Below are 25,107 nucleotides of genomic sequence, written 5' to 3' on the forward strand. Positions count from 1 at the left end.
AATACTTGGTTTATAAATACTGATGAATAAAATTTACACAATACATTCTGTCCGCTTCGGCGCCTCCTCCATCAGAGTATGAGTCAGACAGGGGTTTTTATCCGGATAATCGCTTCGATAGTGGCATCCCCGACTTTCTTTTCGCAGGATGGCCGATTGAACAATCAGGAGAGAGGTTTCAATCATGTTGCTCAATTCCATGAAATCTTTAGAGAGGCCATCTTCTTTCGTGTCTTCGGCCATGCCAATCTTTAGTTTATTCAATTCCTCTAAGCAGTTATTCAGTGACGTTCCTTCCCGAATAATTCCGGCATCAGTCCACATCAAATTTTGTAAGCGCTTCTTCTTTGAACTCAATTTGTTGGGTTCATCATAAGGTTTCTGATGGACTAATTTTAAATCAATTTCCGGTTGCTTTATTGTCGGAAGAAATTTAGCCGTATCCAAGGCAGCCTCTTCCGCAAATACCAGCCCTTCGAGCAACGAATTGCTTGCCAAACGGTTGGCCCCGTGAACCCCTGTGCAGGAGCATTCGCCACAGGCATACAGATTCTTTGCAGATGTTCTTCCGCTCAGATCCGTTTGAATACCTCCGCAAAAATAATGTGCTGCGGGAGCCACCGGAATCATATCTTTTGAAAGGTCAAGGCCTTCTTTGACGCATCGGGCATAAATATTTGGGAAATGAATCTTCAGTTCGCTCTGGTTCAGATTTCTCAGGTCGAGAAAAACAGAGGAATCTGATGTCTGACTCATTTCGCTAATAATAGCTCTTGAAACAATATCCCGTGGCGCCAGCGATTTCATCGGATGATATTTTTCCATGAACGTCCTCCCGTCCCGCAGTTTCAATTCGGCTCCAAAGCCCCGGAGCGCTTCCGTAATTAGAAAGGCCTCTGAATCTTTTCCATAAAATATCGTAGGATGAAATTGAACAAACTCCATATCCTTAATCAGCACTCCGGCTCGATAAGCCATCGCAAAACCGTCGCCGGTAGCCAGTGGCGGATTTGAATTATGCAAATAAACCTGAGCCCCTCCCCCGGTAGCTAGCATCGTTATTTTAGAAGAGATATTAAAGGTGCAGTTCTTTGAAATATCTAAAACATTGATTCCTTGAACTACCTGATCATTAATGATAAGATTCGTGGCAAAATGATGTTCCAGAATCGTTATGTTAGGATGGTTTCGGACAATTTTCACCAACGAGTTCTCCACCTCCTTACCGGTGGCATCATTGCTGTGTACCACTCTTGAATGACTGTGCCCTCCCTCGCGGTGCAGATCAAAGGTGCCTTCACTTGTTTTGTTGAATTTTACATTTAGCTGTTCGAGTTCAAGGATACTATTCCGTGCATTTTTTGCTAATAGAGTTACTGCCGCAAGGTCGCAAAGTCCGTCACCTGCACAGCGTATGGCATAAAATAGCCCGGCAATCCCGCTGCCGACAATGGCAATGTCAAATTTTGGTAAGGTCATACAAAATCAAGCATCCGTTTAATAGGGGTATATGCTTTCTCCATCACATCATCCGGCAGAATGATTTCATAATTTGCTTGATCGGGAGTTCCAATAGCTTTCAACGCTTGTAAGGTATTAGTCAGAGAAATCTTCTTCATATACGGACATTTAATGCAGGGCGTGATAAATTCTTTATCCGGATACATCCCTTTTAAAGTAGCGCCTAAATCACATTCAGAGGCCAATATGAATTGTTTTGCATGGCTCTCGCCCACATATCGCAAGATGTCGTTGGTGCTGCCCAATACACCTTTCGTTTGATGAAAAGAAGTGTCCACCGTTTCTTTGGGCACCTCCCAATGCATCAACACCTCCGCTTCGGGATGGCTCAACTTCATGCCCTCCATCGAAAGACCGGTAAACTGTTCATGGACTTCACAGGTGCCATGCCAAAGAATTAATTCCTTTCCTGTTTCCTCCTCAATTCTTTGACGAAGATTTTGCCCCATATAGACATCCGGCACAAAGATCAGTCGCTGCGCATCAAACGATTTAGCTATAGCAAGGGCGTTTCGCGAAGTGCAACAGATATCACACTCGGCTTTGGTTTCTGCATAGGTATTGACATACGCTATCACCGGAACGCCCGGGTAAGTTTTCTTTAATTCGAGAATATCATTTGCGGTAATACTCGATGCGAGCGAGCAGCCTGCTTCTTGGTTGGGGAGGAGGACATGCTTTTTGCCGTTCAATATCTTTGCGGTCTCGGCCATAAATTTCACCCCACAAAAAATAATATTCTCCGCTTGCATTATACCACCATCTTTCTCTAAGACTTGAAGTTCGGGCGACATATAGTAGTGCGCCAACACTACTGCATTTTTAATGCGTTTCAGCTTACGTATTTCCGAGACCATATTTTCGATCTCCGTATTTTTCATCAAACCCATGGATGTTACTAATAAGAGGGTCCAAATATATTTTATCCGAGGCAGGACGGAAGTAACCTAAGATAGCCGATTCCATGACATTTATCATACCCCTATTCTGATTCTTATCATTCGTTTGCCCGCTAAAATCAATACCAAAAATTCATCAAAAATCAAAAAGAAAATATGAGCCAACTCAAAAAGAAAAACATCAATGATCTGCCGGTCAAAGATCGCCCTACCCGGTTTTCAGTAGCCTGCAATTTTGACCCCGAACTGATTGATAAAATCGCCCCCTATCCTGTATATGAGGTGTATGGCAAATTGCCTTCAGATTACTTTGGCGGTGGAAGGCCCTCCTTTTATCTGCCGAATGTGGATAGGCAGGAAATGAAAAGATATGTGGACCATACCCACAGCAAGGGGATAGAATTCAATTACTTGTTGAATTCATCCAGTATGGATAATATTGAATTCACTACAGAGGGGCAAAGAGAATTGCGCAAACTGTTAGACTGGCTGACAGAGGTGGGGGTGGATAGCATCACGGTGTCAAACCTTTTCTTCCTACGGGCTATCAAGCAGAACTATCCTCATTTCCGGGTGCGGATTTCGGCACACCGCGAAACAGACAATGCACGCAAAGTAAGATTCTGGGAAGATAATGGAGCCGACTGTGTGGTCATCTCTGAAACCACGATACATCGGGAGATGAAAATCCTTCGCTCCATGCGCGAAGCGGTCAATATTGATTTATCGTTGATTGTAAACAACTGGTGTCGTCAAGATTGCGCCATTGCTTCCAACCATGCGGTGTTGCTGTCTAATGCATCCAGAAACAAAGGCAACAAATTTCCGCTGGATTATTGTTCTATCTATTGCAATGCCTATCGCTTAGAAGAACCGGTGAACTATATCCGCGCCAACTGGATTCGCCCGGAAGACCTTCATTACTATACAGAAATGGGTTATACCAATTTCAAAATTGTAGAACGGAACACGCCTACCGAATTGCTCGCAATGCGGGTGCGGGCTTATGATAAGCAACACTATGACGGCAACTTGCTTGACTTGGTACAAAACTATGCCTATCCGGCTTCCGTATTCAAATCCAAACATGAGAAGGATAGTTTTTCTGTCAAGCGTATGATGAAGCACTTCCTGAAACCAGGGCAAGTAAACCTGCTTCGCTTTCCACAAATCGTAGATTATGGAAAGAAAACTTCGATGGTTTATCCGCGTCAAGACGACAATCCGGTTTACATTAACAACCGTGGTTTAGATGGATTTATGAAGCGTTTTGAAACGCTGGGTTGCGAAGAAATAGACTGCGAAGCATGTCGCTATTGTCACCAGTGGGCCGAAAAAACAGTTCATATAGATGCGGAATGGAGAGGAGCGATGACTGAGAAATATGATACCTTATTAAACGATCTTCACTCAGGCTCTCTTTGGGAATCTTACTTCAGCACAATCAAGAGAAAAGTTTTTGGCAAAGAGAAAGCAGGAAATGGCGCAGCGAAGCGCTCTTTAGGCGGTGCCGCTTTACCAAGTATCGTTCAAAGAAAGTATCGGAATAAATCGGTAGCTCCCGTAAATCCTACCTGTGCTAATCCGAAGCCATCGGGTGCAGTAAGTATTGGAAACAAGGGATTGACACCGGAGCAAGCCGTTCCTGAAAATAAATAGATGGCGCGCAGCAATAAAATTCTGTTCAAAAGAAGGAACGGAGGAAAGCCCTTGCTTATTGCCGGTCCATGCAGTGCAGAGTCGGAGGTGCAGATGTTGGAAACAGCAAAGGGCCTCCAATCTTCATCGGTTACTTTGTTTCGCGCAGGAATCTGGAAGCCGCGAACGCGACCGGGAAATTTTGAAGGGGTCGGCCTCAAGGGGCTGCACTGGATGAATGAAGTGCAGAACAAATATGGTCTTCGCGTGGTGACCGAGGTGGCCAATACCGCACACGTAGAAGCCTGTCTGGAATTAGGAATTGATGCGCTTTGGATTGGTGCGCGAACGAGCGCCAACCCCTTTTCGGTGCAGGAAATAGCCAACGCGATTCGTGGAACCGGTATTCCGGTGCTAATAAAAAACCCGGTCAATCCCGACATTGGACTTTGGATAGGAGCGATAGAAAGAATTTTGTCTGCCGGCAGCACGGATATTGCCGTCGTCCATCGTGGGTTTTCGTCGCACACAAAAGGTAAGTTTCGCAACGCTCCATTATGGGAAATTCCGATAGAGATGAAGCGCGTGATGCCCGAAGTTCCAATTCTTTGCGACCCCAGTCATATTTCGGGCAACCGGAAATATCTGGCAGAGGTGTCGCAAAAGGCGATGGATCTGAGTTTTGATGGCTTGATGATTGAAAGTCATATCCACCCCGAAGAAGCGCTGAGCGACTCGGAGCAACAGCTCACTCCAAAAGCAACTAAGTCACTCATCAAAAACTTGGTTTTGCGCAAGACAGTTACCGACAATGTCATTGTGAATAGTGCGCTCAAAGAGTTGCGGAACTACATTGATGAGTTGGATGATGAACTGATGCAGATTGTTAGCCAAAGGATGAGCATAGTGGCGCAGATAGCCGCTTATAAAAAAGAAAACAATCTCTCTATACTTCAAGAAAAGAGATGGGCGCAGATATTGTTTTCAAGACAAAAGCGCGCAGAGGAACTGGGGCTTTCGGCAGAACTGTTTATGAAAATATTTGAGCAGGTGCACCAAGAGTCTATCCTAATCCAAACAGGCATTTTGAACGAGCAGAATACTCATAAAACAATAATGAGTAGCGAAAAGGTATTGTAAAGAAATCTTTCAGGTCTTCGAGGCGTGAAAGGATTTGAATACTACTTTATTAGGAGGTGAAAGCACCGCTTTCTTCCGCTGCTTATCTTCGGCTTTTAGCCTAAAACTATTGACTTACTGCTCCAAAACGCAAATTTTGCGAATCAGCACACTTCTCCAGCGAATCAGTGCTTATCTTCACGCAATCAGCACACATTTAGACAAGAAGTGTGCTGGTTAGGTGAAGATGTGGGCAGCTTTAGACAAGAAGTGTGCTGATCTTGTGAAAAGCTGTGCAGCTTCGCACTAAATGAGTGCTGATTACGGCAAAAGCAGCACAGCTTAGCACGCAATGTGTGCAGCTTCGCTCACGATGTGCGCTGCTTCGCTGAAAAGCATGTTTTGTCGGTCAATTTGGCAGGATTTTGATCGGTCTTGGTCAAATCTTTGACAAATCGGGAAGGTTGACAGGGCTTGGTTTGGAAAGGAGATGGAAATGGGCACCCTTTCAGAATTAGAAGTTTAGGGTATTATTAATTATCACTCAAATGAAAAAACGGGGGCCCGCTTTTTCTACTGGCCTTCGGTTTGAAATAGTGTCCATTATTTATCCAAATCCTTCCACCGATTTTATTTCTGTCAAGTTCGACCTACCAGAAATGGGGAATATTAAGATAAGTATCTATGATATAACTGGGAAATTGGTTTTGTCTAACCCTGATTTATCCTTAACTACCGGTGACCAAAACATTCAAATTGGAACAAGTCAGCTTTCGCCTGCTTCCTATTTTTTGAGAATCACATCTAATAACGAAGTGATTGGTATTGATAGGTTTATGGTTAATTAGGTTTTAGTTTTATAAAAAGCCGACGATTTGGAATTCCAAATCGTCGGCTTTTTTATTTTCTATAATAAAGTGCTCTTCGCCCTTGGCGGGTGTTTGAGTCCTCCATAATAATAAAATGCTGAACTGAACGACACCAACACGCAACAACAGCGCGGCACAAAAAAGACACAATGGAAGATTACCGCGGCTTTTTTTCTGATTATTATTTTGGAAAAAGCCTCGCAAGTACAATCTGTTTATTACCACCCCCGTCCCGCTGATATGGACCGCCCTTGTCACCCGCCGGGGGAGGTGGATTTTTCTGTGAGAGCAGAAAAAGACGGAGGTGGTATCATTGGTTTTGGTGAGAGAAACTATAAAAAAGAGTGCTGAACCCGCGGCAAGTCCGAAGGAATCCTATAGAGGATAAAGCCGACATCATTCTTCTTTGCCGGATGGTTACACCAAACTTTTCATCTTTACTTTCTAAATAGAAAGAGAAGATGAAAGATAAAGACGGGGTGTATTACGGCGAGTATTTGCAGTTGGATAAAATATTGGGGGCGCAGGCACTGGAGAGTGACAAGGAGGGGCGGAAACATGCGCATGATGAGATGTTGTTTATCGTGATTCATCAGAGTTATGAGTTGTGGTTTAAGCAGATTTTGTTTGAGGTGGATTCGGTGGTGGAGGTTTTGTCGCAGCCGAATATTCATGATAACTCACCGGATATGTTTGTGGTGAATCACCGGTTGAAGCGGGTGGTGGTGATTTTGCAGGTGTTGGTGGACAAAATCAATATTCTGGAAACGATGACGCCGCTTGATTTTCTGGATTTCAGGAATATGCTACGACCTGCTTCGGGTTTTCAAAGTGTGCAGTTCAAGGTGCTGGAGGCCCGGCTGGGGTTGAAGATGGAGAACCGGTATGGGAAGGAGTATTACGTGAGTCAGTTGAAGCCGGAGGATGTGGAGATTATCAAAAGCATAGAGGGCAAAAGGACGCTGATTGAGTTGGTGAATGAGTGGCTAGAGCGCGTGCCGTTTTTTGATAAGCCGGAATTTTGGAACGAAGGAATTGGTGAAGACGGGGTTCATCCGTTTTGGAAAAGGTATGCAGAGATTTATTCAGAAAGCTTAGTGCCGGGAGAGAAGCACAATCTGGAAAAATTTAAGGAGGAGGTGCTGGGCACTGTGAAGAAGGAGGGCTGGGCGCTCAGCCCGAGAGCGCGGCGCGGTGCTTTGTTCATTTTGATGTATCGCGATTATCCGCTGTTGCAACTTCCGTTTCAATTGCTGAATGTGTTGTTGGATATTGACGAAGGTATTTCGAACTGGCGCTATCGGCACATACACATGGTTCATCGGATGATTGGTGCGCGAACCGGAACCGGTGGCAGTTCAGGAAAAGAATATCTGCGCGGAGCGATGGAGCGGCATCATATCTTCACCGAGTTTGCAGACTTGACGAGTTTTATGATTGAGCGGAATAAACTGCCGGAGCTTTCTTCGGAGTTGAGAGTACGATTGGGGTTCGAAAGTTAATCCTCACCCCACGGCCCCTCTCTTGACCTCATCCGTCCCGTAGATAAAGGTGGGACACCTTCTCCGAAAGAGAAGGGGAAAGGAAAATATCTGTTTGAGAGGGAAGTGGCTTTGCCACTGGAATTAAGAAATGTCCTTTACCATCATTTGGAGTGTGATGTTTCCATTCCATTCATTTTCTTCAATGTGGTAGGCGATATCAAATGGTCCGCTTTTTACGAGGTTCATTTTCTTCGCTAGGCCAAAACCGATGCCGTCTATCTTTTCGTCGCGACCCATGCGGAGCGAAAATTTGAGATGTTCTTCTTTGACAATTTTGCTCCAGCCGGTGTCTCTCACTCCTCGGGTGATGAAAAGAGGTGTCATATTCTCGGGACCGAAAGGACCCATTTGCTGTAGAACGGAATAGAACTTGGGCGTGATATCTTCTAAAGAAAGTTCGGAATCAATATCTAATTGTGGAATGAGTTGTTCATCCGTAATTCTTCCACCGATCACTTTTTCAAAGCGCTTAGAAAAGGCTTCGACTTTATCGGGCGACATGGTGAGTCCCGCCGCGAATTTGTGCCCTCCGAACTGGAGAAGCAAATCACGACATTCGTAGATGGCTTCATACAAATCAAAATTTTTCACCGAACGCGCCGAACCGGTAACCTTGCCATCGCTTTCGGTGAGCACCACCGTGGGCCGATAATAGGTTTCGGTTAAACGCGAAGCGACAATTCCAATCACCCCTTTGTGCCATTCGGGATGAAAAAGCACGGTGGATTTTCGATTGCACAATATTTCGTCTCCCCCTATCATCTCCAGCGCATGAGCCGTGATGTCTTTATCCAAACCCTTGCGCTCATTGTTCAGCTTGTTGAGTTGGAAGGCGTGAGATTCAGCATCAAAATCAATGTCTTCGGAAATCAGAAGTTTGACCGCATGTTTGGCGTCGTCAATTCGTCCGGCGGCATTGATGCGCGGGCCGAGAATGAACACTACATCTGTGATGGTCATTTCTTTTTTGACGCTAGAAATTTCTAGAAGCTTTCGCAAACCGTTGACGGGATTTGTATTCAACTTCTTTAAGCCATGATAAGCAAGAATGCGGTTCTCACCGGTGATAGGAACAATATCTGAGCCAATGCTGACGCAAACTAAGTCGAGATATTGAAGGTATTTCTCGGGAGGAATACCATTCTGAATACTGAAAGCCTGAATCAGTTTAAAGCCAATGCCGCATCCGCTGAGTTCTTTGTAGGGATAAGTGCAATCGCTTCGCTTTGGATCCAAGACCGCTACCGCTTTCGGAATTTCTTCGCCGGGATTATGGTGGTCGCAGATGATGAAATCAATTCCTTTTGAATGAGCATAGTCCACTTTGTCGTTTGACTTGATGCCACAGTCGAGCGCAATAATCAGAGAGAAATTATTTGCCACAGCAAAATCAATGCCTTTGGTGGAAATGCCGTAACCTTCGGTGTAGCGATTGGGAATATAGTAATCGCGGTTGGGATAAAATTCTTTCAGAAAAGAATAAACCGTAGCGACAGACGTGGTTCCGTCCACATCATAATCGCCATAAATCAATATTTTTTCATTTCGCTCTATCGCCAGTGTGATCCAGTTGATAGCCTTATCCATATCTTTCATCAGAAAGGGATCGTGAAGGTCGCTCAGCTCAGGGCGGAAGAAATATTTGGCTTGCTCGTAGGTTTCGATTCCGCGCTGAACCAGTAGCCTGCAAAGCACCGGATGGATATTCAATGATAAGATAATTCCGGTGTTTTTGGAAAGACTCAGTGAAACATTCAAAATATCCTGAGCCGGATTCGGGTAAACGTTCCAATCATTTAGCTCCTCTATTTCGTTTGAACTATTTACGACTACAGTCTTTTGGACGATACAACCACTTTCACTTCGCACATAAACTGTATAGCTGCCACTGACCGGAATCGAAAAGGTGGCGGTCGGTTGATAATCCACTGCGTTTAAGGAATATTCCAGTTGATAGTTGCCCGCAGTGGCGGTGATAATGATATTGCCGGGATTGGATCCATTGACCGGAACGGTGGTGATCGAAGTAATAGCAATACTATCCGGCATGAACAGAGAAACGTTTTGGGTTTGCAAACAACCGGAATCATCTTTTACCGTAACAGAATAAAAACCCGGACACAAGTTCTGCTTGCTATTGAAGTTGCCGAAACCGGTTCCCCAGTCGTAGGTGTAGTTGCTGCTACCGGTTACCGTCAGCGATATAGATCCGTCGCAGCTATTATTGCAGGAAGGTTGTTGTATTGTTTTTGCTATTAAATAATTGCAGTCACTACAGTTGTATTCATCCAGATTGCGGACCGCTTGGTACAGATTTAGTCGTCCACCGGTACTTGTTTTATTAAACAGATCCGACAATCTGTCAGCGCCTTTAAGCATCATTTGTTTTACAATTAATGCAATTGAATCAGGATAGGTGAGGTAATCATCTATTAACCTCGGACAAGCAGCGGCATACATAGCAGCAATCCCTCCGGCAATGTGTGGTGATGCCATCGAGGTGCCAGTGCGATAACCATAACCATTCGCTGCGTAGGTAGAATAAATGCTGGTGCCCGGAGCACCCATATCAATACTGACTTTTCCATAAGCGGAACCGGGATTTAGATTATCCGTCGCAGTAGTGTTGGTCACCGCTATCATCCATTTGCTTGGACATTCTGTTGGGATGTCATGCACGATGTCCACATCCTGCGGACGGTTGGCGGTGGCGGTTGCACTCAAAATTCCCAGTGAACCCATCGTATCATACAAGGCGCACCAGATGGGAAAATCAAGAGGGCTGCCGTTGTCCACGCCAAAAGAAGAATTCGTAGCTACGATGAAAGCTCCCTTGGCCCCTGCTGTTTGGTTGTATAAATTGCGCATGGCAATTACGTAGTCGTAGGCAGCCACTGCATCGGCTTCGGTCGTTGAAGAACCAGCAACACGCAGAATTTTTACTCCCCAGCAAGTCCCGGCGACACCGATGCTATCATTTCCAATGGCACCGACAATCCCTGCTATGTGCATAGAATGAGGGTCGGTACCACCTTTATTGATTTTGCCGGAATTGTCATAGGCATTCCACCCTTCGTAATCATCAATGAAGCCATTCGCATCATCATCAATTCCGTTGTTCGGTACCTCTTGATAATTTTTGAAGAAATTCAAATCTTCATGATTCAAATCGAAGGTGCCGTCAATAACTGCCACTACAATCGTGTCACCGTTCACCGTTATGTTGTTATGGTTCAGCATCCAGGCTTCTGTGGCGTGAATGTCGGCGCCGAACGTTCCGCCGTTCAGGCCGGTGTTCTGCATGTTCCATTGAAGATTAAAAAAAGAATCGTTCGGAACGAGGGAGCGTTGCTCCACCTTGTGGTTGAACTGTGCTAATTTTACTTTACGGTTAAGTTGTAAAGCAGAGAGAACGGCTTCGGCAGAATTTGATTCTGTTTTCATCAGCCAGATATTCATCTGCTTTGAGATGTTCTTTATCAATTTCAGTTCAGGAACTTCATGCAACAACTCTTTGACTTCCGTATCGGAACGAAGCATAACAATCAACTCATCCTGAATGCGATGGTCCTCCCCTCCCCATTGTGAAAAGGCATCTGTTGAGAATAAAACCAGTAAAAGAAAAATAGCTTGTTTCATATTCTATAGTTAAGACGAATCAATCCGCCTAATAGTTAGTGTTCGTTTGATTTAATCCATTCGCCCGCCATCTGCAACACCTCCTCGCTATCCCACTTTTGTTCGATTCCGGGAACAGCCATCAGGCGATCCAGCAGTTCATTTTGTTTCTCCCCTCTGCGTTTTGCTTCGTTGTAAGACAAATCAGAAAAGGTAACCATCGAATAATGTGTCATAAAGCGATCGCCGAATTTCGCGGCAATCTTTTTTTCAATTTTCGAGCGCAACTGAAAATCTTTTCGACCGCTCAAGTCACGCATTTCGATAAAATTATAGAGTGCCAGGTCGGCAATGGCATCGGCATTTGGTTTCCGTTGTGTTTGAAATTTATTTAGGGTGCTTTCCCATTCTTCACTGGTTTCATTTAATATTTCATCCAGTTCGCTCACATCTTCAAAGCCACAATTCATTCCCTGTCCATAGAAGGGCACCACTGCATGGGCCGCGTCGCCTATCAGGCAGGTATTTTTGTAGTTCCAAGGAAAGCACTTCACGGTGACCAGCGAAGAAGTAGGGTTTTCAAAAAAATCTTTTTTCAATTCAGGCATCAGCGGAACGGCGTCTGCAAAGTTTCTGCTAAAATATTCCTCCACATCCTTTTCTGTGCGAATAGTATCAAAAGAGTTTTCGCCTTTGAATGGAGCAAAAAGTGTTACCGTAAAGCTGCCGTCCAGATTAGGCAAGGCAATCATCATAAAACTTTCACGCGGCCAGATATGAAGCGCGTTTTTTTCAATCAAATGAGCGCCGTCCTTTCCGGCAGGGATTTCTAATTCCTTATACCCATACTCTTCATGCTGCTGCGACAAGTTGAAGTTAGGTGTCTTCTGCATTTCATAACGCACCTCGCTATATGCCCCATCTGCGCCGAAAATATAGTCGGCTTTTCTATGGTGATTGTTCCCATCACTAGACCTTTGAAATGTCAATTCATTTTTATCGAAATCAAGAGCGGCACAACGTTGGTCGAAATAGAAGTCCACATCGGGAAGTTTATCCGCTTCTTCCACCATTATTTTATTCAACTCACCACGCGATACAGAGTATATAGCCTGTCCTTCTTTCCCGTAAGGAATCAAATTGGTTTTCCCATTAAGGTCGTGAATCATCCGGCCTGTCATAGGGATGGCAATTTTTTCCACAGCTTTATCTAATCCAATCTTTTTCAGCGCCTTCCAGCCGCGATAGCTGAGAGCCAGATTGATCGAGCGCCCTCCTACAAAACCCGCCCGGCGCATATCCGGTCGGCGTTCATAGACCGAAATTTTATGGCCCCGCTTTGATAAGTAGCAAGCCAGTAGAGAACCGACCAGTCCGGCGCCTATAATGCTTATATCTTTCTTCATAGAATATGAGGGCGAAGGTAACGGAGAATGGAATACCTCGAAATGGAATTGATTTTTGTTTCTGTAGAACCCAGAAATTAAAATTAGGTATATAAGAAGTCTTCCGTCATTTAGCCGTCATTTTATAGGGGATAGACTGGCATAGGCTATCCACTTATTTGCATTGCCCCTTTTAGCGATTAGTTTTTTATCAAAAGTTCCTACAGGGCTAGAATAAACATGCTTGCTCAATAATTGAGGCTTCAAGGCACTGGGTCATGGCCATGACCGCCCCAGGGGTGGCATCTGGATATTCTTTTCAAAGCCAGCCACCCGCCTTTAAATGGGCCATATTTTCTAATGGCCTCCAAGCCATATTCTGAACAAGTGGGGATATATCGGCAGCTTGGTGGAAGGATAGGAGAGATGAGCGCCTGGTAGAACTTTATGATGCCGATAAAAATCCAGGAGAATAATCTGGAAATCATGCCTGGAGCAATTTTGACAGGCAAGCAGTGATGGCTGCTTGGGTTTTGTCCATATCCGGCAATTCTTTCCCTTTATAGATAAACATCAAAGCCATTTGCTTCTTTTTCTCGACCAGCGACTGGTACAAAGGAATTTTATTTAACCGATAAACCTCTCTCATCAATCGCTTAATTCGGTTGCGATCAACTGCTTTTTTAAAGTTGGATTTGGATGCCGTGAATCCCGCCTGAGCAGGATAAAAGGAATTGAGGGTGCAGGGGAAATAAACAAGGGTAAATCCGCTCTTGCCGAACGATTTACCCTGTTTAAAAAGTTGTTCAATGATTTTCTTGCTCTTGAGCTTCTCCGCTGCGCTAAAGGTGTTTCTCCCTTTCAGCTTTTCGGAGTCAAAGGCATCAAAGGACCTGACTTGAAAAGGACTATTTGAGTCTCTTCTCGTCTGAAACCGTGAGCTTTTTTCTGCCTCTGGCCCTTCTGCGTGCGATGACTTTTCTTCCATTTTTAGTACTCATTCTCTCTCTGTAGCCGTGCTTGTTTGCTCTTTTTCTTCGGCTGGGTTGGAATGTCCGTTTCATAGTCTAAGGTATATTGTTTTTTCTAAAAGGGTGGCAAATATAAAAGGTTATTTGGTTTATCCGCGTTGCCGGTTAGGAATTCATCGCCACAAGGAACTCTTCGTTGGTTTTGGTGCCCTTCATCTGTTGGGTCAGGAAGTTCATCGCCTCTTCCGAAGTCATGTCAGCGATGTGATTGCGCAACACCCACATTCTTTGCAGCACATCTTTGCTCAACAACAAGTCATCACGACGGGTTGAAGAAGATACGATGTCAATGGACGGATAAATACGACGGTTAGAAAGTTTGCGGTCGAGTTGCAATTCCATATTACCCGTTCCTTTAAATTCCTCAAAAATCACTTCATCCATTTTCGAGCCGGTATCAATCAGGGCCGTAGCGAGAATAGTCAAAGAGCCGCCGTTTTCAATCTTTCTGGCAGCGCCGAAGAACTGCTTTGGTTTCTGCATCGCATTGGCTTCAACTCCTCCCGACAAAACTTTGCCTGAAGATGGAGATACCGTATTGTGCGCCCGTGCTAGACGGGTAATTGAATCAAGGAGAATCACTACATCGTGCCCGCACTCAACCATTCTTTTGGCTTTTTGCAACACAATGGCCGAAACCTTTACGTGTTTGTCAGCAGGCTCATCAAACGTGGAGGCAATCACTTCGCCGTTTACGTTTCTTTCCATATCGGTTACCTCCTCCGGTCTTTCATCTACTAACAAGACGATGAGGTAAACCTCTGGGTGGTTTTTGGCAATTGCGTTGGCAATTTCTTTGAGGATAGTTGTCTTACCGGTCTTTGGTTGAGACACAATCATACCCCGTTGTCCTTTTCCGATGGGAGTGAACAGGTCAATAATACGAGTGGTGAGGTCTGTAGGTTTGGTGAAAAGATTGAACTTTTCGTGAGGGAAGAGAGGCGTGAGATAATCAAAAGCTACCCGGTCGCGCACTTCTTCCGGCGCACGTCCGTTCAAAGTATCTACCTTCAACAAAGCAAAATATTTTTCACCGGCCTTTGGAGGACGAACATATCCCGCTACCGTATCTCCGGTTTTCAAACCAAACAATTTGATCTGCGAAGGCGAAACATAAATATCATCTGGTGAAGAGAGGTAACTGTAATCGGAAGAGCGGAGGAATCCATATCCATCCGGCATCATTTCCAATACACCTGAACCTTCAACGACCGCATCGGTTTCAACGGTGAAAATACTAACCGCTCTTTTGCTGGGATCGTCCTGTCTTTCTTCGCGATTAATCGAATTGCCATTATTTGCATTAGAGGAATAATGCTCTCTTTCTCTGGCAGGAGGAGTGTTCATCACATCTCCACGCTCCGACTGCACACGGGCCGGACGGTCTGAAAGTTCTTCTTCTCCATCTTCTTTTTTGGTTTTCAGTTCCGCACCAATGGGTTTGCGGGTTCTGGGTTTCTTAACCTTTTCCTTTTGACTATCGCCCTCGTCTTCGGTGGTTGGCGGAGCGAGTGCCTGTGCATCGAGCACTTTCAGAATCAGTTCTTGCTTTTCCATTTCTTCTGAGCCTTTCACATTAAGTTTATCGGCTACCTCCCTTAGTTCGGGCAAAATCATCTCGTTTAGCTGGAGAATGTCGTACATGTTTGAGTTTTAAATTTGACTTTTGAATCGTGAATTATGAATGGTTGCTCCTACAAGCAGAAACACATCTTTACAGTGCTATTCCAAAAACTATATTTTATGTTTTGAGTATTAAGTCCAGAAAATTTTAGAAGGGACTGGTTGAATCCGGTGAGAATCTCTTCGGATAACGATGCAATGTTAGATATTCTTTCCGATTCGCCAAATATTTTTCTGTCTGCATCTTTCCCCTCAAATTTTAACTTCGCCCGTCATTACATTTTTCCTATTATGCTTGAAATTGCCTACCTCCGAAATCACGCTGCCGAAGCCCGCGAACGCTTGACCGTAAAGAACTTTAAAGAAATCAATTTGGTGGATGAAGCCCTATTGGTTGATGAAACCCGCCGTTCGGTTCAAAAACAATTGGACGACAACCTGTCGCGCCAAAACCTGATAGCCAAAGAAATAGGAGAGTTGTTCAAATCGGGCAAGAAGGAAGATGCCGAAAAGAAAAAAGCCGAAACCGCTACTTTAAAAGAAGAATCAAAATCTTTGGAGACCTCGCTTCAAAAAGCGGAGGGTGACCTGCATTATATTCTTGTGCGGATTCCCAATCTGCCACATGCCTCGGTTCCGAAGGGGAAAACGCCGGAAGAAAATGAAGTAGTGAAACAAGTAGGCACCATCCCTACCTTGGCTGGCGATGCTTTGCCTCATTGGGAGATTGCTAAGAAGTATGACCTGTTTGATTTGGAGTTGGGCGTGAAAATCACTGGCGCCGGTTTTCCGGTATATAAAGGAAAGGGTGCCAAGTTGCAGCGTTCGCTGGTCAGTTTTTTTTTAGATGAAGCCATTGCCGCCGGATATACCGAGGTCATTCCTCCGTATATGGTCAACGAAGCTTCTGCTTTTTGCACCGGCCAACTGCCCGACAAAGAAGGGCAGATGTATTACATCAACGAAGATAAATTCTACCTCATTCCAACTGCCGAGGTGCCGGTGACGAATATTGTTCGCGATGAAATTCTAGAAGAAAAAAATCTACCCTTAAAATTCACAGCCTACTCTCCCTGCTTTCGCCGCGAAGCGGGTTCTTATGGAAAAGATGTGCGGGGGCTGAACCGCGTACATCAATTTGAAAAAGTAGAGATTGTTCAAATCGCCCATCCCGATAAAAGCTATGAAATATTGGAGGGAATGGTGAAGCATGTAGAAGGCCTGCTTCAAAAATTGGAACTCCCATACCGCATCTTGCGTCTTTGCGGCGGCGATATGGGGTTCACCTCGGCGCTTACTTATGATTTTGAAGTATTCAGTGCCGCGCAACAGCGTTGGCTCGAGGTCAGTTCTGTTTCCAACTTTGAAACCTTCCAGAGCCACCGCCTCAAGGTGCGCTTTCGCGATGAAAACAAAAAGACCCGCCTCGTTCACACTCTCAATGGCAGTGCTTTGGCGCTTCCGCGCATCGTCGCTTCTTTATTAGAGAATCATCAGTCGGGCGGAAGGGTCAATATCCCCGCAGCCCTCCAAGCCTATACAGGGTTTAGCACGATTTAGCTACTACAACCCTTCATTTCACTGAATAATATACGTATTCAGAGGCACTTTATTCGTAAGCGAAGTAAAATAGTTCGTAAGGAATCAGGTTTGATTCGTTAAGGGCATGGTTTTATTCGTAATAAGTAATTGACAATAGTTATTTAGAACTAATTATTTAGTATAAAACACTAGGTAGTTGGTATTATTAAAACAAAATAGGCTGTTTCTAATGGTTATAAAGAAAAAAGTGATTCGTGGTATGCATAAGCTGCCGCCAGATATGCATAACTTGTTGTCGGATACTAATCTTTTTGTTATTTTTACTAATAAATAAGTTCCATTTAAGAATTGTTCATTCTTTTATAACCAATTATTGAGCCATGATAATTATTGCCCTTTCAAGAAGTACGCGCAGTATGCGCAAAAGACCCTTGATGCCCAACTTTGTGCCGTACGTCAAAGACCTGATGTATCGAAATAAGATTTCGATACCTAGACTGGCCGGCCGGTTGTCCACCACGCCCGACACGGTTTACCGTATGATGCGTCGCGATGACTGGAAAATGAGTGAAATTATTTTGACGGGCGAAATATTGAAAACTAATCTGTTTGAATTCTTCGTGAAGCCTGCATCAGAATCACCTGCGACTGAAGTTTCTGCTTCCTTGGAAGGAACTGCACCGGTTCCGGCTGACGAGATACAAACACTGCGCCACCGGAATGAATTACTGGAACAAGAGAACCGTCTGCTGCGCGAAATGATGGAGATAATGAAACAAAAGGGACAGCCTTAGTTTGGCCGTACACAATTTCTATTTTCACCCACCGTTATTATCATTCAATTTTTAAGGTGAAAAAATCGTTTCGTTTATTGGTTCTGCTAATCGCTCCCGCGGCCTTGCTTTTCTTTTCGCAATGCAAAAAAGATTTGTTGGGTGATGGCAAAATCTCTTTTTCTACCGATACCTTGACCTTTGATACTGTCTTTGTAGCTTCCGGTTCTACCACCAGAAATTTCAAAGTCATCAACAATACGCGCAGCACTATTACGATTGATGAAATCAGGCTGCTGCATTTGGTGGGCACCCAGTTTCGTATCAACGTAGATGCCGTGACCGGCGACCGATTCACCAACGTGGAGATTGCGCCGAGAGATTCCGCCTACATCTTTGTGGAAGTAACCGTGAACCCCAACAGCAGCGCCACACCTTTTGTGATTATTGATGATGTACAGTTCTTGATTGACGGCGCGGTGAAGACCGTGCACCTACAGGCCTGGGGACAGAATGCCCACTATCATTATGGCGATGAAATCAAGACGGACGCAACATGGGCGAACGACTTGCCGCATATCATAGTGAGCCGCGACACCGTGCCGGGGGCCTATGTGCGTTGTGGTGCCAAACTCACCATTCAGCCGGGCTGCCAGATTTTCTTTGGAGATAATGCAGCCATCTTTGTAGAAGGTGAGTTGCATGCCGTATCCAATTCATGGACCGACTCTATTGTTTTTCGCGGAGTGAGGCTGGAGAATTATTATGATAATAAACCGGGGCAGTGGTTCGGCATTGTTTTTCTTAGGAATAAGGCAGACTGTGGCAGTCAGATTCCTAAAGGCTTTTTTGACCATTGTGTGGTGGATGGTTCTACCAATGGTATTTATGCCGGTGCCGGATTGAGTAATGATCTGGCAGATTATATCAGTCCAAACCCGAGGCCGGTGGTCAATATCAAAAACACGATTGTGAAGAACAGTTTGAACCATGCCATCTTTGGATTCAATGCAGACATCAAAGCCGAGAACTCTATCTTTTTCGCCAGCGGTGATTATCTAATCAACTTAGGTTTGGGAGGGAAATATGATTTCACCCATTGCACGATGTATAACTCAGGCTCTAAGTATGTCAATCATCAAAAAGAAGTATTGCTGCTCAGTAACTTTGCGGTTGACGGAAGAACAATGGTTACCTATCCTGAAAAACTGAATAGCAGTTTTACAAACTGTGTGGTTTATGGAAATTTAAAAAATGAAATCTCATTCAATAACTACAAACCCGATGAATTTGATCTGACGGATTTCGATAACAGTTTTAAATATTGTTTGTTGAAGAGCAATGCCGATACGGTGGGTTTGTTCAGTCTGATTAACGAGCAAAATCTTTTCAACGAAGAGCCTCGTTTTAAAGAAGCGAATGTGGATTTTACACCATCGGACAGCGCAGGATATTTTTCTCCAATCATTGACTATGCGCCCACTGGTTTGGGTACAGATATTTTCGGTACCGTTCGTCCGGTTTCAAAAACTAATAACCCAAACAAGTTTGACTTGGGCGCAGTAGAAGCCCCCTAAACAGAATATTTTATTTTCGAAAGATAATCACTCTCTATGAGCCGGATACTCCTTTTCATTTCTTTTATCTCCTTGTTTTTTTCTGCCGCTGCACAAGATGTTGCGGGCTTAGATGATTTTGAGAAATCTATGAAACCCGGTACGGTGCTGACCTATGAAGTCAAAATCGGTAAAATACCTTACATCCTAACTGCCACCATTAAAGCCTTGGGCAATGAAATTTCTTTTTCATGGGATGCTTCTGAACCGGCGAATAAATCAGGCATATTTCAAATGAATGCAGAGGCTGTTGCAAATGCCGATGCCTTATTTCATGTATTTGAAAGCGGAACAAAGACGCTGAGTAATGAGACATCATTATGGCTCAGCAAAAAGATTCAGTCAGAAATTACAGCGAACACATCTGCTTTGCTGAAGATTCAAGGAGCCGAAGACACGGCGACCTTGATGAGTAATACAATCAGCGAAACCGGCTTTCTGCTCAATGGAGACTTTGTCACCGTTCCCGGTTGGGAGTTGGAAGGCGGGAGCGATATTAAATATCTTGTCGGTGTGATTGAGTCTAATAAATTCCCCCTGATTTATCGTTTGGACATCGGTTGGACGATGATCCTTACAGAGGTGAAGACTCCATAGTTTGTATATTCCTTTGCACAAGTGAAGTGCAGCACGTGAATTGGCGATAAGAACACCTGCTGCTTTTTCGCGTTATTGCCCACCGATATGGCGGCGACATTGTGGTTGTTTCTTAAAGATTTGTTTTACTCCTTTCCGGTTCAGCTATTGCTGCTATCCTTCCGGCGCTATCAGTTTTTGCTCTTCTTTTGGGTTTTTCTGCTCGTTGCCATTGTAGGAAAATTCGGCACCACCATCGGTTTGCCTGCTGCCTTTCTTGATCCCGAATACATGGGGCATGTGGGTTATCTCAGCTTTGCCGTTGTGGGTATTGGCTTCGGAGCCATATTCATTACCTGGAACGTGGTGATGTATATACTTCACAGTCATCGCTTTCCGTTCATGGCTTGTTTACAATATCCGCTGGGTATGTTCATTCTGAATAACTCGATCATCCCCGCCGCTTTTTTGATTGCCTATTTTACTTCTATCATTTTATTTCAGATTCAATACGAGTATCAAACATTTTTAGACCTGACCTTTGATTTGTGTGGATTCATTGCCGGATTCAGTTTGGTGTTGCTGATCAGCGGGGCTTATTTCAACCTGACGAATAAGAATGCGGGAAGTATCATTGAAGAGAATCAACAGAACCTTTGGCGAAAAAAGCGAATGAGAAAGGCCCGGTTAAATGAAGACCTGGATATTACACGTCCGAACCGGGTAGATTTTTATCTCACCAATAAACTCAATATCCGGCATACCCGAACCATTGAAAGCTATGATGCGCGCCTACATCAACTGGTTTTCAAGCGCCACCACTGGAATGCTTTTATTGCTTTTCTTGTTTCGTTTGCGCTTATTATTTTGATGGGCTTCTTTATTGAAAAGCCCTTTTTCCAATTTCCGATAGCCGCTACCAGTTTTTTCTTTGCCTGCATTTTGATGTCGCTGTTTGGCATGCTCCTCTATTGGACCGGCGGTTGGGGAACCATGGCGATTATTTTTTTATTAGTTGCAGGTAACCAACTGACCAAGTACGATCTTTTTGGTCTGCAAAGCCGGGTGTATGGATTGAACTATCAAACTGAAAAGGCGACCTACAATACCAAAACATTTCAAAAGATTTCTTCCAATGCTTTGATTGAAGAAGACAAAGCACACTTTCTCCAAATACTGGAAAACTGGAAAAGGAAAAATACGGATACGCTTTACCCCGACAGAAAACCCAAACTATATTTTATCAATGCCAGTGTGGGCGGTTCCCGCTCGGCCATGTTTGTCACAACGGTTCTTCAAGGATGTGACAGTTTGAGCAAAGGGGCTTTGTTCGACAAAACGTTTCTGATTAGCGGCACATCGGGCGGAATGTTCGGAGTGACTTTATTGCGCGAACTGTTTCTGCAAAAAAAGAAGGGGGTGCCTATAAATATGGGGGATCGCAAATATGCTTATGATGTCGCCAAGGATTTGTTGAACCCCATAGCGGTTTCTACATTGAGCAATGATATCCTTGTTCCGTTCCACAAATTCAAGGTTGGCGGGTACGAATATGTAAAAGACCGGGGCTATATCTTTGAAAAATTTTACTGCCGAAACACCGGATTCCCTTTTGAGAAAACCTTAAAGGATTATGAGCAGGAAGAAACAAAGGCAAATATTCCGCTCATCATATATCACACGACCGTGATGAACGACTCGCGCCGTTTTTTTATCACCCCGCAACCTGTTTCCTTTCTCATGAGGCCTGTGGGGGGAAATCAAACGGGAGATCCATTGACCGTTGATGGAATTGATTTTTGTCGCTTTTTTGAAAAGCAGAACGGGAAAAACCTTTTAGTGACTTCGGCCATGCGCATGGATGCTACCTTCCCGCTGATACTTCCTAATCCGGTATTGCCTACAGAGCCAGCTACTCATGTGATGGATGGCGGAATAGTGGACAATATGGGGGTGGAAGTAACCTTTCGCTTTTTGAAAGTGTTTAAAGACTGGATTAATGAAAATACTTCGGGAGTGGTGCTAATCCAAATACGTGACTCGGAAAAAGAACCGGAACCGGAAGAAACAAAAAAGAAAACATTGCTCAGCAGAATGTTTGATCCGATTGGTTCGATTTATTCCAATAGTGGCAACGTCCAAAATTTTCAGATGGATCAGAAGATGAACTACGTCAATGAAGAGCTGAAAGGAAATTTAAAACTGGTTACGTTTGAATATACCAGCGAGAACAGAGATGCAAAAGCCGCGATGAGTTTTCACCTAACCTCTCGTGATAAGGAAGATATTATCCGGTCGCTCAACAGAAAAAATAATGTGGCTGCATTTGGTGAACTGAACACAGTCCTGAACGCAGAATCAAAGCCCTAACTCTTCGCGGAGATAAGGTGCGGTGTGGCTATCTTTAGCCATAGCCACTTCTTCAGGGGTTCCTGTAGCAATAATTTTTCCGCCGCGGAAACCTCCTTCGGGGCCCAAATCAATGATATGGTCTGCTACCTTGATGACATCCAGATTATGCTCAATCACCAAGACTGTATTTCCTCGCTCCACTAATTTATTCAGCACTTCGAGCAACACGCGGATATCCTCAAAATGTAATCCGGTAGTAGGTTCATCGAGAATATAGAAAGTCTTGCCCGTATCTTTCTTAGATAATTCCGCGGACAACTTTACCCGTTGTGCTTCGCCGCCCGAAAGGGTAGTAGATGATTGCCCCAATCGCAGATAACCAAGCCCCACATCATTCAGCGTTTTTAGCTTTGGATAGATGGCCGGTATCGCTTCAAAGAATTCCAGTGAATCTTCGACGGTCATATTGAGTACGTCGCTGATTGATTTGCCTTTATAGCGCACCTCCAGTGTTTCGCGGTTATAACGTTTGCCCAAACACTTTTCACAGGTTACTTCCACGTTGGGCAGAAAATTCATTTCAATCACTTTGAGCCCACCCCCTCTACATTCTTCACATCTTCCACCTGGCACGTTGAAAGAAAATCTACCCGGTTTGTATCCTCGTATTTTTGCTTCCGGCAACATAGCATACAACTTCCGAATCTCGTCGAATACTTTGATATAAGTCACCGGATTGCTGCGGGGCGTTCTGCCAATCGGCGACTGGTCAATTTCAATCACCTTATCTATGTGTTCTAAACCCTGAAGAGATAGATGCGCAAGCGGTCGGTACTTCCCTCTATAAACATAATTATGAAGCAGTGGGTAAAGCGTTTCATTGATTAAAGAAGATTTGCCGCTGCCGCTTACTCCGGTCACACCAATGAAAGTCCCCAATGGGAATGAGACATCTACATTCTTTAAATTATTGCCACTGGCTCCTTTGAGTGTGAGCTGTTCTCCATTTCCTTTGCGGCGTTGTTTTGGGATTTCGATTTTCTTTTTCCCGGACAGATAATCTGCTGTGGCTGATTTTTGCTTTAGAAATTCTTTAGGTGTTCCGTGTGCCACAATTCTACCGCCATGTTCGCCCGCACGAGGACCAACATCAATAATGTAGTCACTTTCAAGCATGATTTCCTTATCGTGTTCCACCACCAGCACCGTATTTGGGTTTCCTGCCAACTGTTTTAGGGCATGAATTAACTTTCGGTTGTCGCGTTGATGAAGCCCGATGCTCGGCTCATCCAAAATATAGGTAATGCCTGAAAGTTGCGAACCAATCTGGGTAGCCAGCCGGATACGCTGTGATTCGCCACCGCTCAAACTTTTAGAAGGACGGTCCAACGCGAGATAATCCAAACCCACATCGAGTATGAATCGGATACGTGTGCGAATTTCTTTCAGCAAATCCTTGGCAATTGTTTTTTGCCTTTCACTCAAACGATCTTCCAGATTTTCAAACCAATTTGCCAGATCGGTCAAATCCATCTTTGCCAGTTCACCGATATTTTTCTCATCTATCTTGAACCAAAGGCTCTCTTTCTTCAATCGGCTTCCCTCACAGGATTTGCAGGTAGTTTCCTCCATAAATCCCTGTGCCCACTCCCGAATGCTTTCTGAAGTGGTGAAGCGAAAACATCTTTTCAATAAACCAATCAGTCCACCTTTATTCAATGTGTACCAGCGGTCATCAAAATCATCAATAATCAAATCCTCTTCATCCATCGTTTCCCCTTCTGGATTGCCATGAAGGATAAAGTGCAACGCCTCTGAAGGAATTTTGTTCAGCGGGTCGTTCAGATTAAACTTGTATTGTTTGGCGATGGAATTCAATTCGCGGAAAATGAAATTGTCGCGCGCCTCGCCGATCGGTAATATACCGCCTCTACTAATCGAAACTTTTTCATCGGGTATCATGATGGTTCGCTTCACTTCATACGTCACCCCCAATCCATTGCAAGTGGTGCAGGCTCCATAAGGAGAGTTAAACGAAAACATGTTTGGAGAAGGTTCTTCATACGATATGCCTGAGTCCACGCACATCAAATGGCGGCTGAACATGAATACTTCTTTGGTGTCAGCATTCAGCAACATCATCAAACCTTTTCCTTGTTTCATGCTGGCAGAAACTGCTGAACGGATTCGGGTGTGTTCTGCTTCTTCAATCACCATCCGATCAATAATCAACTCAATGTCATGTACCACATATCGGTCCACCTGCATCCGTGGCTTAACGTCCAGCATTTCTCCGTCCACCCTTATTTTCAGGTAGCCTTGCTTGAGCACCTGCTCAAACAATTCGCGGTAATGACCTTTACGGCCACGAACCACCGGAGCGAGAAAAATCATTTTCTTACCGCGGTGATTGTTCATCACATGCTCAATGATTTGTTCTTCAGTGAACTTCACCATTTTCTTACCGGTGACATACGAATAAGCATCGGCAGTGCGGGCGTAGAGCAGTCGCAAGAAATCATATATCTCTGTCACGGTACCCACCGTAGAACGAGGGTTCCGGTTTACCGACTTTTGTTCGATGGAAATGACGGGTGAAAGACCGGTAATCTTATCTACATCGGGACGTTCATAGCCACCGATAAACTGACGGGCATAGGCCGAAAAAGAATCGAGGTAGCGACGCTGGCCTTCATTATATATCGTATCAAACGCCAGAGAAGATTTTCCGCTGCCCGAGATACCGGTAATCACCACCAGTTGGTTGCGCGGAATAGAAATGTCCATATTCTTCAGATTATGAACTCTGGCACCGAACACCTCGATGTTATCGGGCTCTAATCCAATCTCCTCCGGATTTTCTATGGCCGGAGCCTCCGCCAATTCTGTAAGCTCCTTTGATTCTTCCTTATTCATGTGCAAACCGCAAAGATAAGGAAAGAGGACTAATAGGAGAGGAGATGATATAACTATTTGGCAATATGAGGAGGAGGACGGTCGT

General features: G+C 44.4%; 17 protein-coding genes and 1 pseudogene. 9 read left to right on the forward strand and 9 right to left on the reverse strand.

Annotated elements, in window-relative coordinates; genetic code table 11:
- Positions 1–33: 33 nt before the first annotated feature.
- Complete coding sequence (nadB, locus tag IPP77_04705) at positions 34–1,479, reverse strand: L-aspartate oxidase (protein ID MBL0308987.1); 1,446 nt, start codon at positions 1,477–1,479, stop codon at positions 34–36.
- Positions 1,476–2,411, reverse strand: coding sequence for a quinolinate synthase NadA (locus IPP77_04710; protein ID MBL0308988.1), 936 nt, complete (start codon positions 2,409–2,411; stop codon positions 1,476–1,478). The genes nadB and IPP77_04710 overlap by 4 nt, the downstream gene beginning before the upstream one ends.
- A 165-nt stretch (positions 2,412–2,576) precedes the next feature.
- Here IPP77_04710 and IPP77_04715 point away from each other — a divergent pair, with 165 nt between their 5' ends.
- The 4 genes from IPP77_04715 to IPP77_04730 all read left to right on the forward strand — a co-directional run bounded on the left by IPP77_04715 (position 2,577) and on the right by IPP77_04730 (position 7,548).
- A complete protein-coding gene (locus IPP77_04715; protein ID MBL0308989.1) occupies positions 2,577–4,079 on the forward strand; it encodes a U32 family peptidase in 1,503 nt (500 codons plus the stop codon).
- Complete coding sequence (locus IPP77_04720) at positions 4,080–5,198, forward strand: bifunctional 3-deoxy-7-phosphoheptulonate synthase/chorismate mutase type II (protein ID MBL0308990.1); 1,119 nt, start codon at positions 4,080–4,082, stop codon at positions 5,196–5,198.
- A gap of 527 nt (positions 5,199–5,725) precedes the next feature.
- Positions 5,726–6,025, forward strand: a complete 300-nt coding sequence (locus IPP77_04725; GenBank protein MBL0308991.1) for a T9SS type A sorting domain-containing protein — start codon at positions 5,726–5,728, stop codon at positions 6,023–6,025.
- Between the two features lie 482 nt (positions 6,026–6,507).
- Positions 6,508–7,548, forward strand: a complete 1,041-nt coding sequence (locus IPP77_04730) for a tryptophan 2,3-dioxygenase (protein MBL0308992.1) — start codon at positions 6,508–6,510, stop codon at positions 7,546–7,548.
- A gap of 123 nt (positions 7,549–7,671) precedes the next feature.
- Here IPP77_04730 and recJ read toward each other — a convergent pair whose 3' ends face one another.
- The 6 genes and pseudogenes from recJ to rho all read right to left on the reverse strand — a co-directional run bounded on the left by recJ (position 7,672) and on the right by rho (position 15,268).
- The gene (gene recJ, locus IPP77_04735; GenBank protein ID MBL0308993.1) at positions 7,672–9,639 is read right to left on the reverse strand and encodes a single-stranded-DNA-specific exonuclease RecJ; all 1,968 of its coding nucleotides are present in this window, start codon (positions 9,637–9,639) and stop codon (positions 7,672–7,674) included.
- A 423-nt stretch (positions 9,640–10,062) separates the two neighbouring features.
- Positions 10,063–11,229, reverse strand: a pseudogene (locus tag IPP77_04740) (S8 family serine peptidase).
- Between the two features lie 35 nt (positions 11,230–11,264).
- Positions 11,265–12,614, reverse strand: a complete 1,350-nt coding sequence (locus IPP77_04745) for an FAD-dependent monooxygenase (GenBank protein MBL0308994.1) — start codon at positions 12,612–12,614, stop codon at positions 11,265–11,267.
- A 242-nt stretch (positions 12,615–12,856) separates the two neighbouring features.
- Positions 12,857–13,081, reverse strand: coding sequence for a membrane protein insertion efficiency factor YidD (yidD, locus tag IPP77_04750; GenBank protein MBL0308995.1), 225 nt, complete (start codon positions 13,079–13,081; stop codon positions 12,857–12,859).
- Complete coding sequence (rnpA, locus tag IPP77_04755) at positions 13,078–13,581, reverse strand: ribonuclease P protein component (GenBank protein ID MBL0308996.1); 504 nt, start codon at positions 13,579–13,581, stop codon at positions 13,078–13,080. Before rnpA ends, yidD begins: the two co-directional genes overlap by 4 nt.
- Before the next feature lie 148 nt (positions 13,582–13,729).
- On the reverse strand, positions 13,730–15,268 hold the full coding sequence (gene rho, locus IPP77_04760; protein MBL0308997.1) for a transcription termination factor Rho: 1,539 nt from the start codon (positions 15,266–15,268) through the stop codon (positions 13,730–13,732).
- A 270-nt stretch (positions 15,269–15,538) separates the two neighbouring features.
- On the opposite strand from rho, the gene serS reads away from it, so the two are divergent.
- The 5 genes from serS to IPP77_04785 all read left to right on the forward strand — a co-directional run bounded on the left by serS (position 15,539) and on the right by IPP77_04785 (position 22,124).
- Positions 15,539–16,807 (forward strand): serine--tRNA ligase, encoded by a 1,269-nt coding sequence (gene serS, locus IPP77_04765; protein ID MBL0308998.1) that lies wholly within the window; start codon positions 15,539–15,541, stop codon positions 16,805–16,807.
- A 362-nt stretch (positions 16,808–17,169) separates the two neighbouring features.
- Positions 17,170–17,583, forward strand: coding sequence for a hypothetical protein (locus tag IPP77_04770; GenBank protein ID MBL0308999.1), 414 nt, complete (start codon positions 17,170–17,172; stop codon positions 17,581–17,583).
- 56 nt (positions 17,584–17,639) lie between these two features.
- Positions 17,640–19,139, forward strand: coding sequence for a hypothetical protein (locus IPP77_04775; protein ID MBL0309000.1), 1,500 nt, complete (start codon positions 17,640–17,642; stop codon positions 19,137–19,139).
- Between the two features lie 36 nt (positions 19,140–19,175).
- Positions 19,176–19,775 (forward strand): hypothetical protein, encoded by a 600-nt coding sequence (locus IPP77_04780; protein MBL0309001.1) that lies wholly within the window; start codon positions 19,176–19,178, stop codon positions 19,773–19,775.
- 87 nt (positions 19,776–19,862) lie between these two features.
- Entirely contained in the window at positions 19,863–22,124 is a 2,262-nt protein-coding gene (locus IPP77_04785) for a hypothetical protein (GenBank protein MBL0309002.1), read from the forward strand.
- Here IPP77_04785 and uvrA read toward each other — a convergent pair.
- Positions 22,113–25,022: an excinuclease ABC subunit UvrA gene (gene uvrA / locus IPP77_04790; protein ID MBL0309003.1), complete on the reverse strand. Its 2,910-nt coding sequence runs from the start codon at positions 25,020–25,022 to the stop codon at positions 22,113–22,115. The genes IPP77_04785 and uvrA overlap by 12 nt on opposite strands.
- Positions 25,023–25,107: the final 85 nt, after the last annotated feature.

Source organism: Bacteroidota bacterium (genome assembly GCA_016722375.1).
Lineage (GTDB): Bacteria > Bacteroidota > Bacteroidia > Chitinophagales > LD1 > Bog-950.

Bases quoted from the DNA above. Each gene is read 5' to 3' on its own strand.
- nadB (MBL0308987.1), bottom strand. From the start codon at position 1,479: ATGACCTTACCAAAATTTGACATTGCCATTGTCGGCAGCGGGATTGCC.
- IPP77_04710 (MBL0308988.1), bottom strand. From the start codon at position 2,411: ATGGGTTTGATGAAAAATACGGAGATCGAAAATATGGTCTCGGAAATA.
- IPP77_04715 (MBL0308989.1), top strand. From the start codon at position 2,577: ATGAGCCAACTCAAAAAGAAAAACATCAATGATCTGCCGGTCAAAGAT.
- IPP77_04720 (MBL0308990.1), top strand. From the start codon at position 4,080: ATGGCGCGCAGCAATAAAATTCTGTTCAAAAGAAGGAACGGAGGAAAG.
- IPP77_04725 (MBL0308991.1), top strand. From the start codon at position 5,726: ATGAAAAAACGGGGGCCCGCTTTTTCTACTGGCCTTCGGTTTGAAATA.
- IPP77_04730 (MBL0308992.1), top strand. From the start codon at position 6,508: ATGAAAGATAAAGACGGGGTGTATTACGGCGAGTATTTGCAGTTGGAT.
- recJ (MBL0308993.1), bottom strand. From the start codon at position 9,639: ATGCCGGATAGTATTGCTATTACTTCGATCACCACCGTTCCGGTCAAT.
- IPP77_04745 (MBL0308994.1), bottom strand. From the start codon at position 12,614: ATGAAGAAAGATATAAGCATTATAGGCGCCGGACTGGTCGGTTCTCTA.
- yidD (MBL0308995.1), bottom strand. From the start codon at position 13,081: ATGATTTCCAGATTATTCTCCTGGATTTTTATCGGCATCATAAAGTTC.
- rnpA (MBL0308996.1), bottom strand. From the start codon at position 13,581: ATGGAAGAAAAGTCATCGCACGCAGAAGGGCCAGAGGCAGAAAAAAGC.
- rho (MBL0308997.1), bottom strand. From the start codon at position 15,268: ATGTACGACATTCTCCAGCTAAACGAGATGATTTTGCCCGAACTAAGG.
- serS (MBL0308998.1), top strand. From the start codon at position 15,539: ATGCTTGAAATTGCCTACCTCCGAAATCACGCTGCCGAAGCCCGCGAA.
- IPP77_04770 (MBL0308999.1), top strand. From the start codon at position 17,170: ATGATAATTATTGCCCTTTCAAGAAGTACGCGCAGTATGCGCAAAAGA.
- IPP77_04780 (MBL0309001.1), top strand. From the start codon at position 19,176: ATGAGCCGGATACTCCTTTTCATTTCTTTTATCTCCTTGTTTTTTTCT.
- IPP77_04785 (MBL0309002.1), top strand. From the start codon at position 19,863: ATGGCGGCGACATTGTGGTTGTTTCTTAAAGATTTGTTTTACTCCTTT.
- uvrA (MBL0309003.1), bottom strand. From the start codon at position 25,022: ATGAATAAGGAAGAATCAAAGGAGCTTACAGAATTGGCGGAGGCTCCG.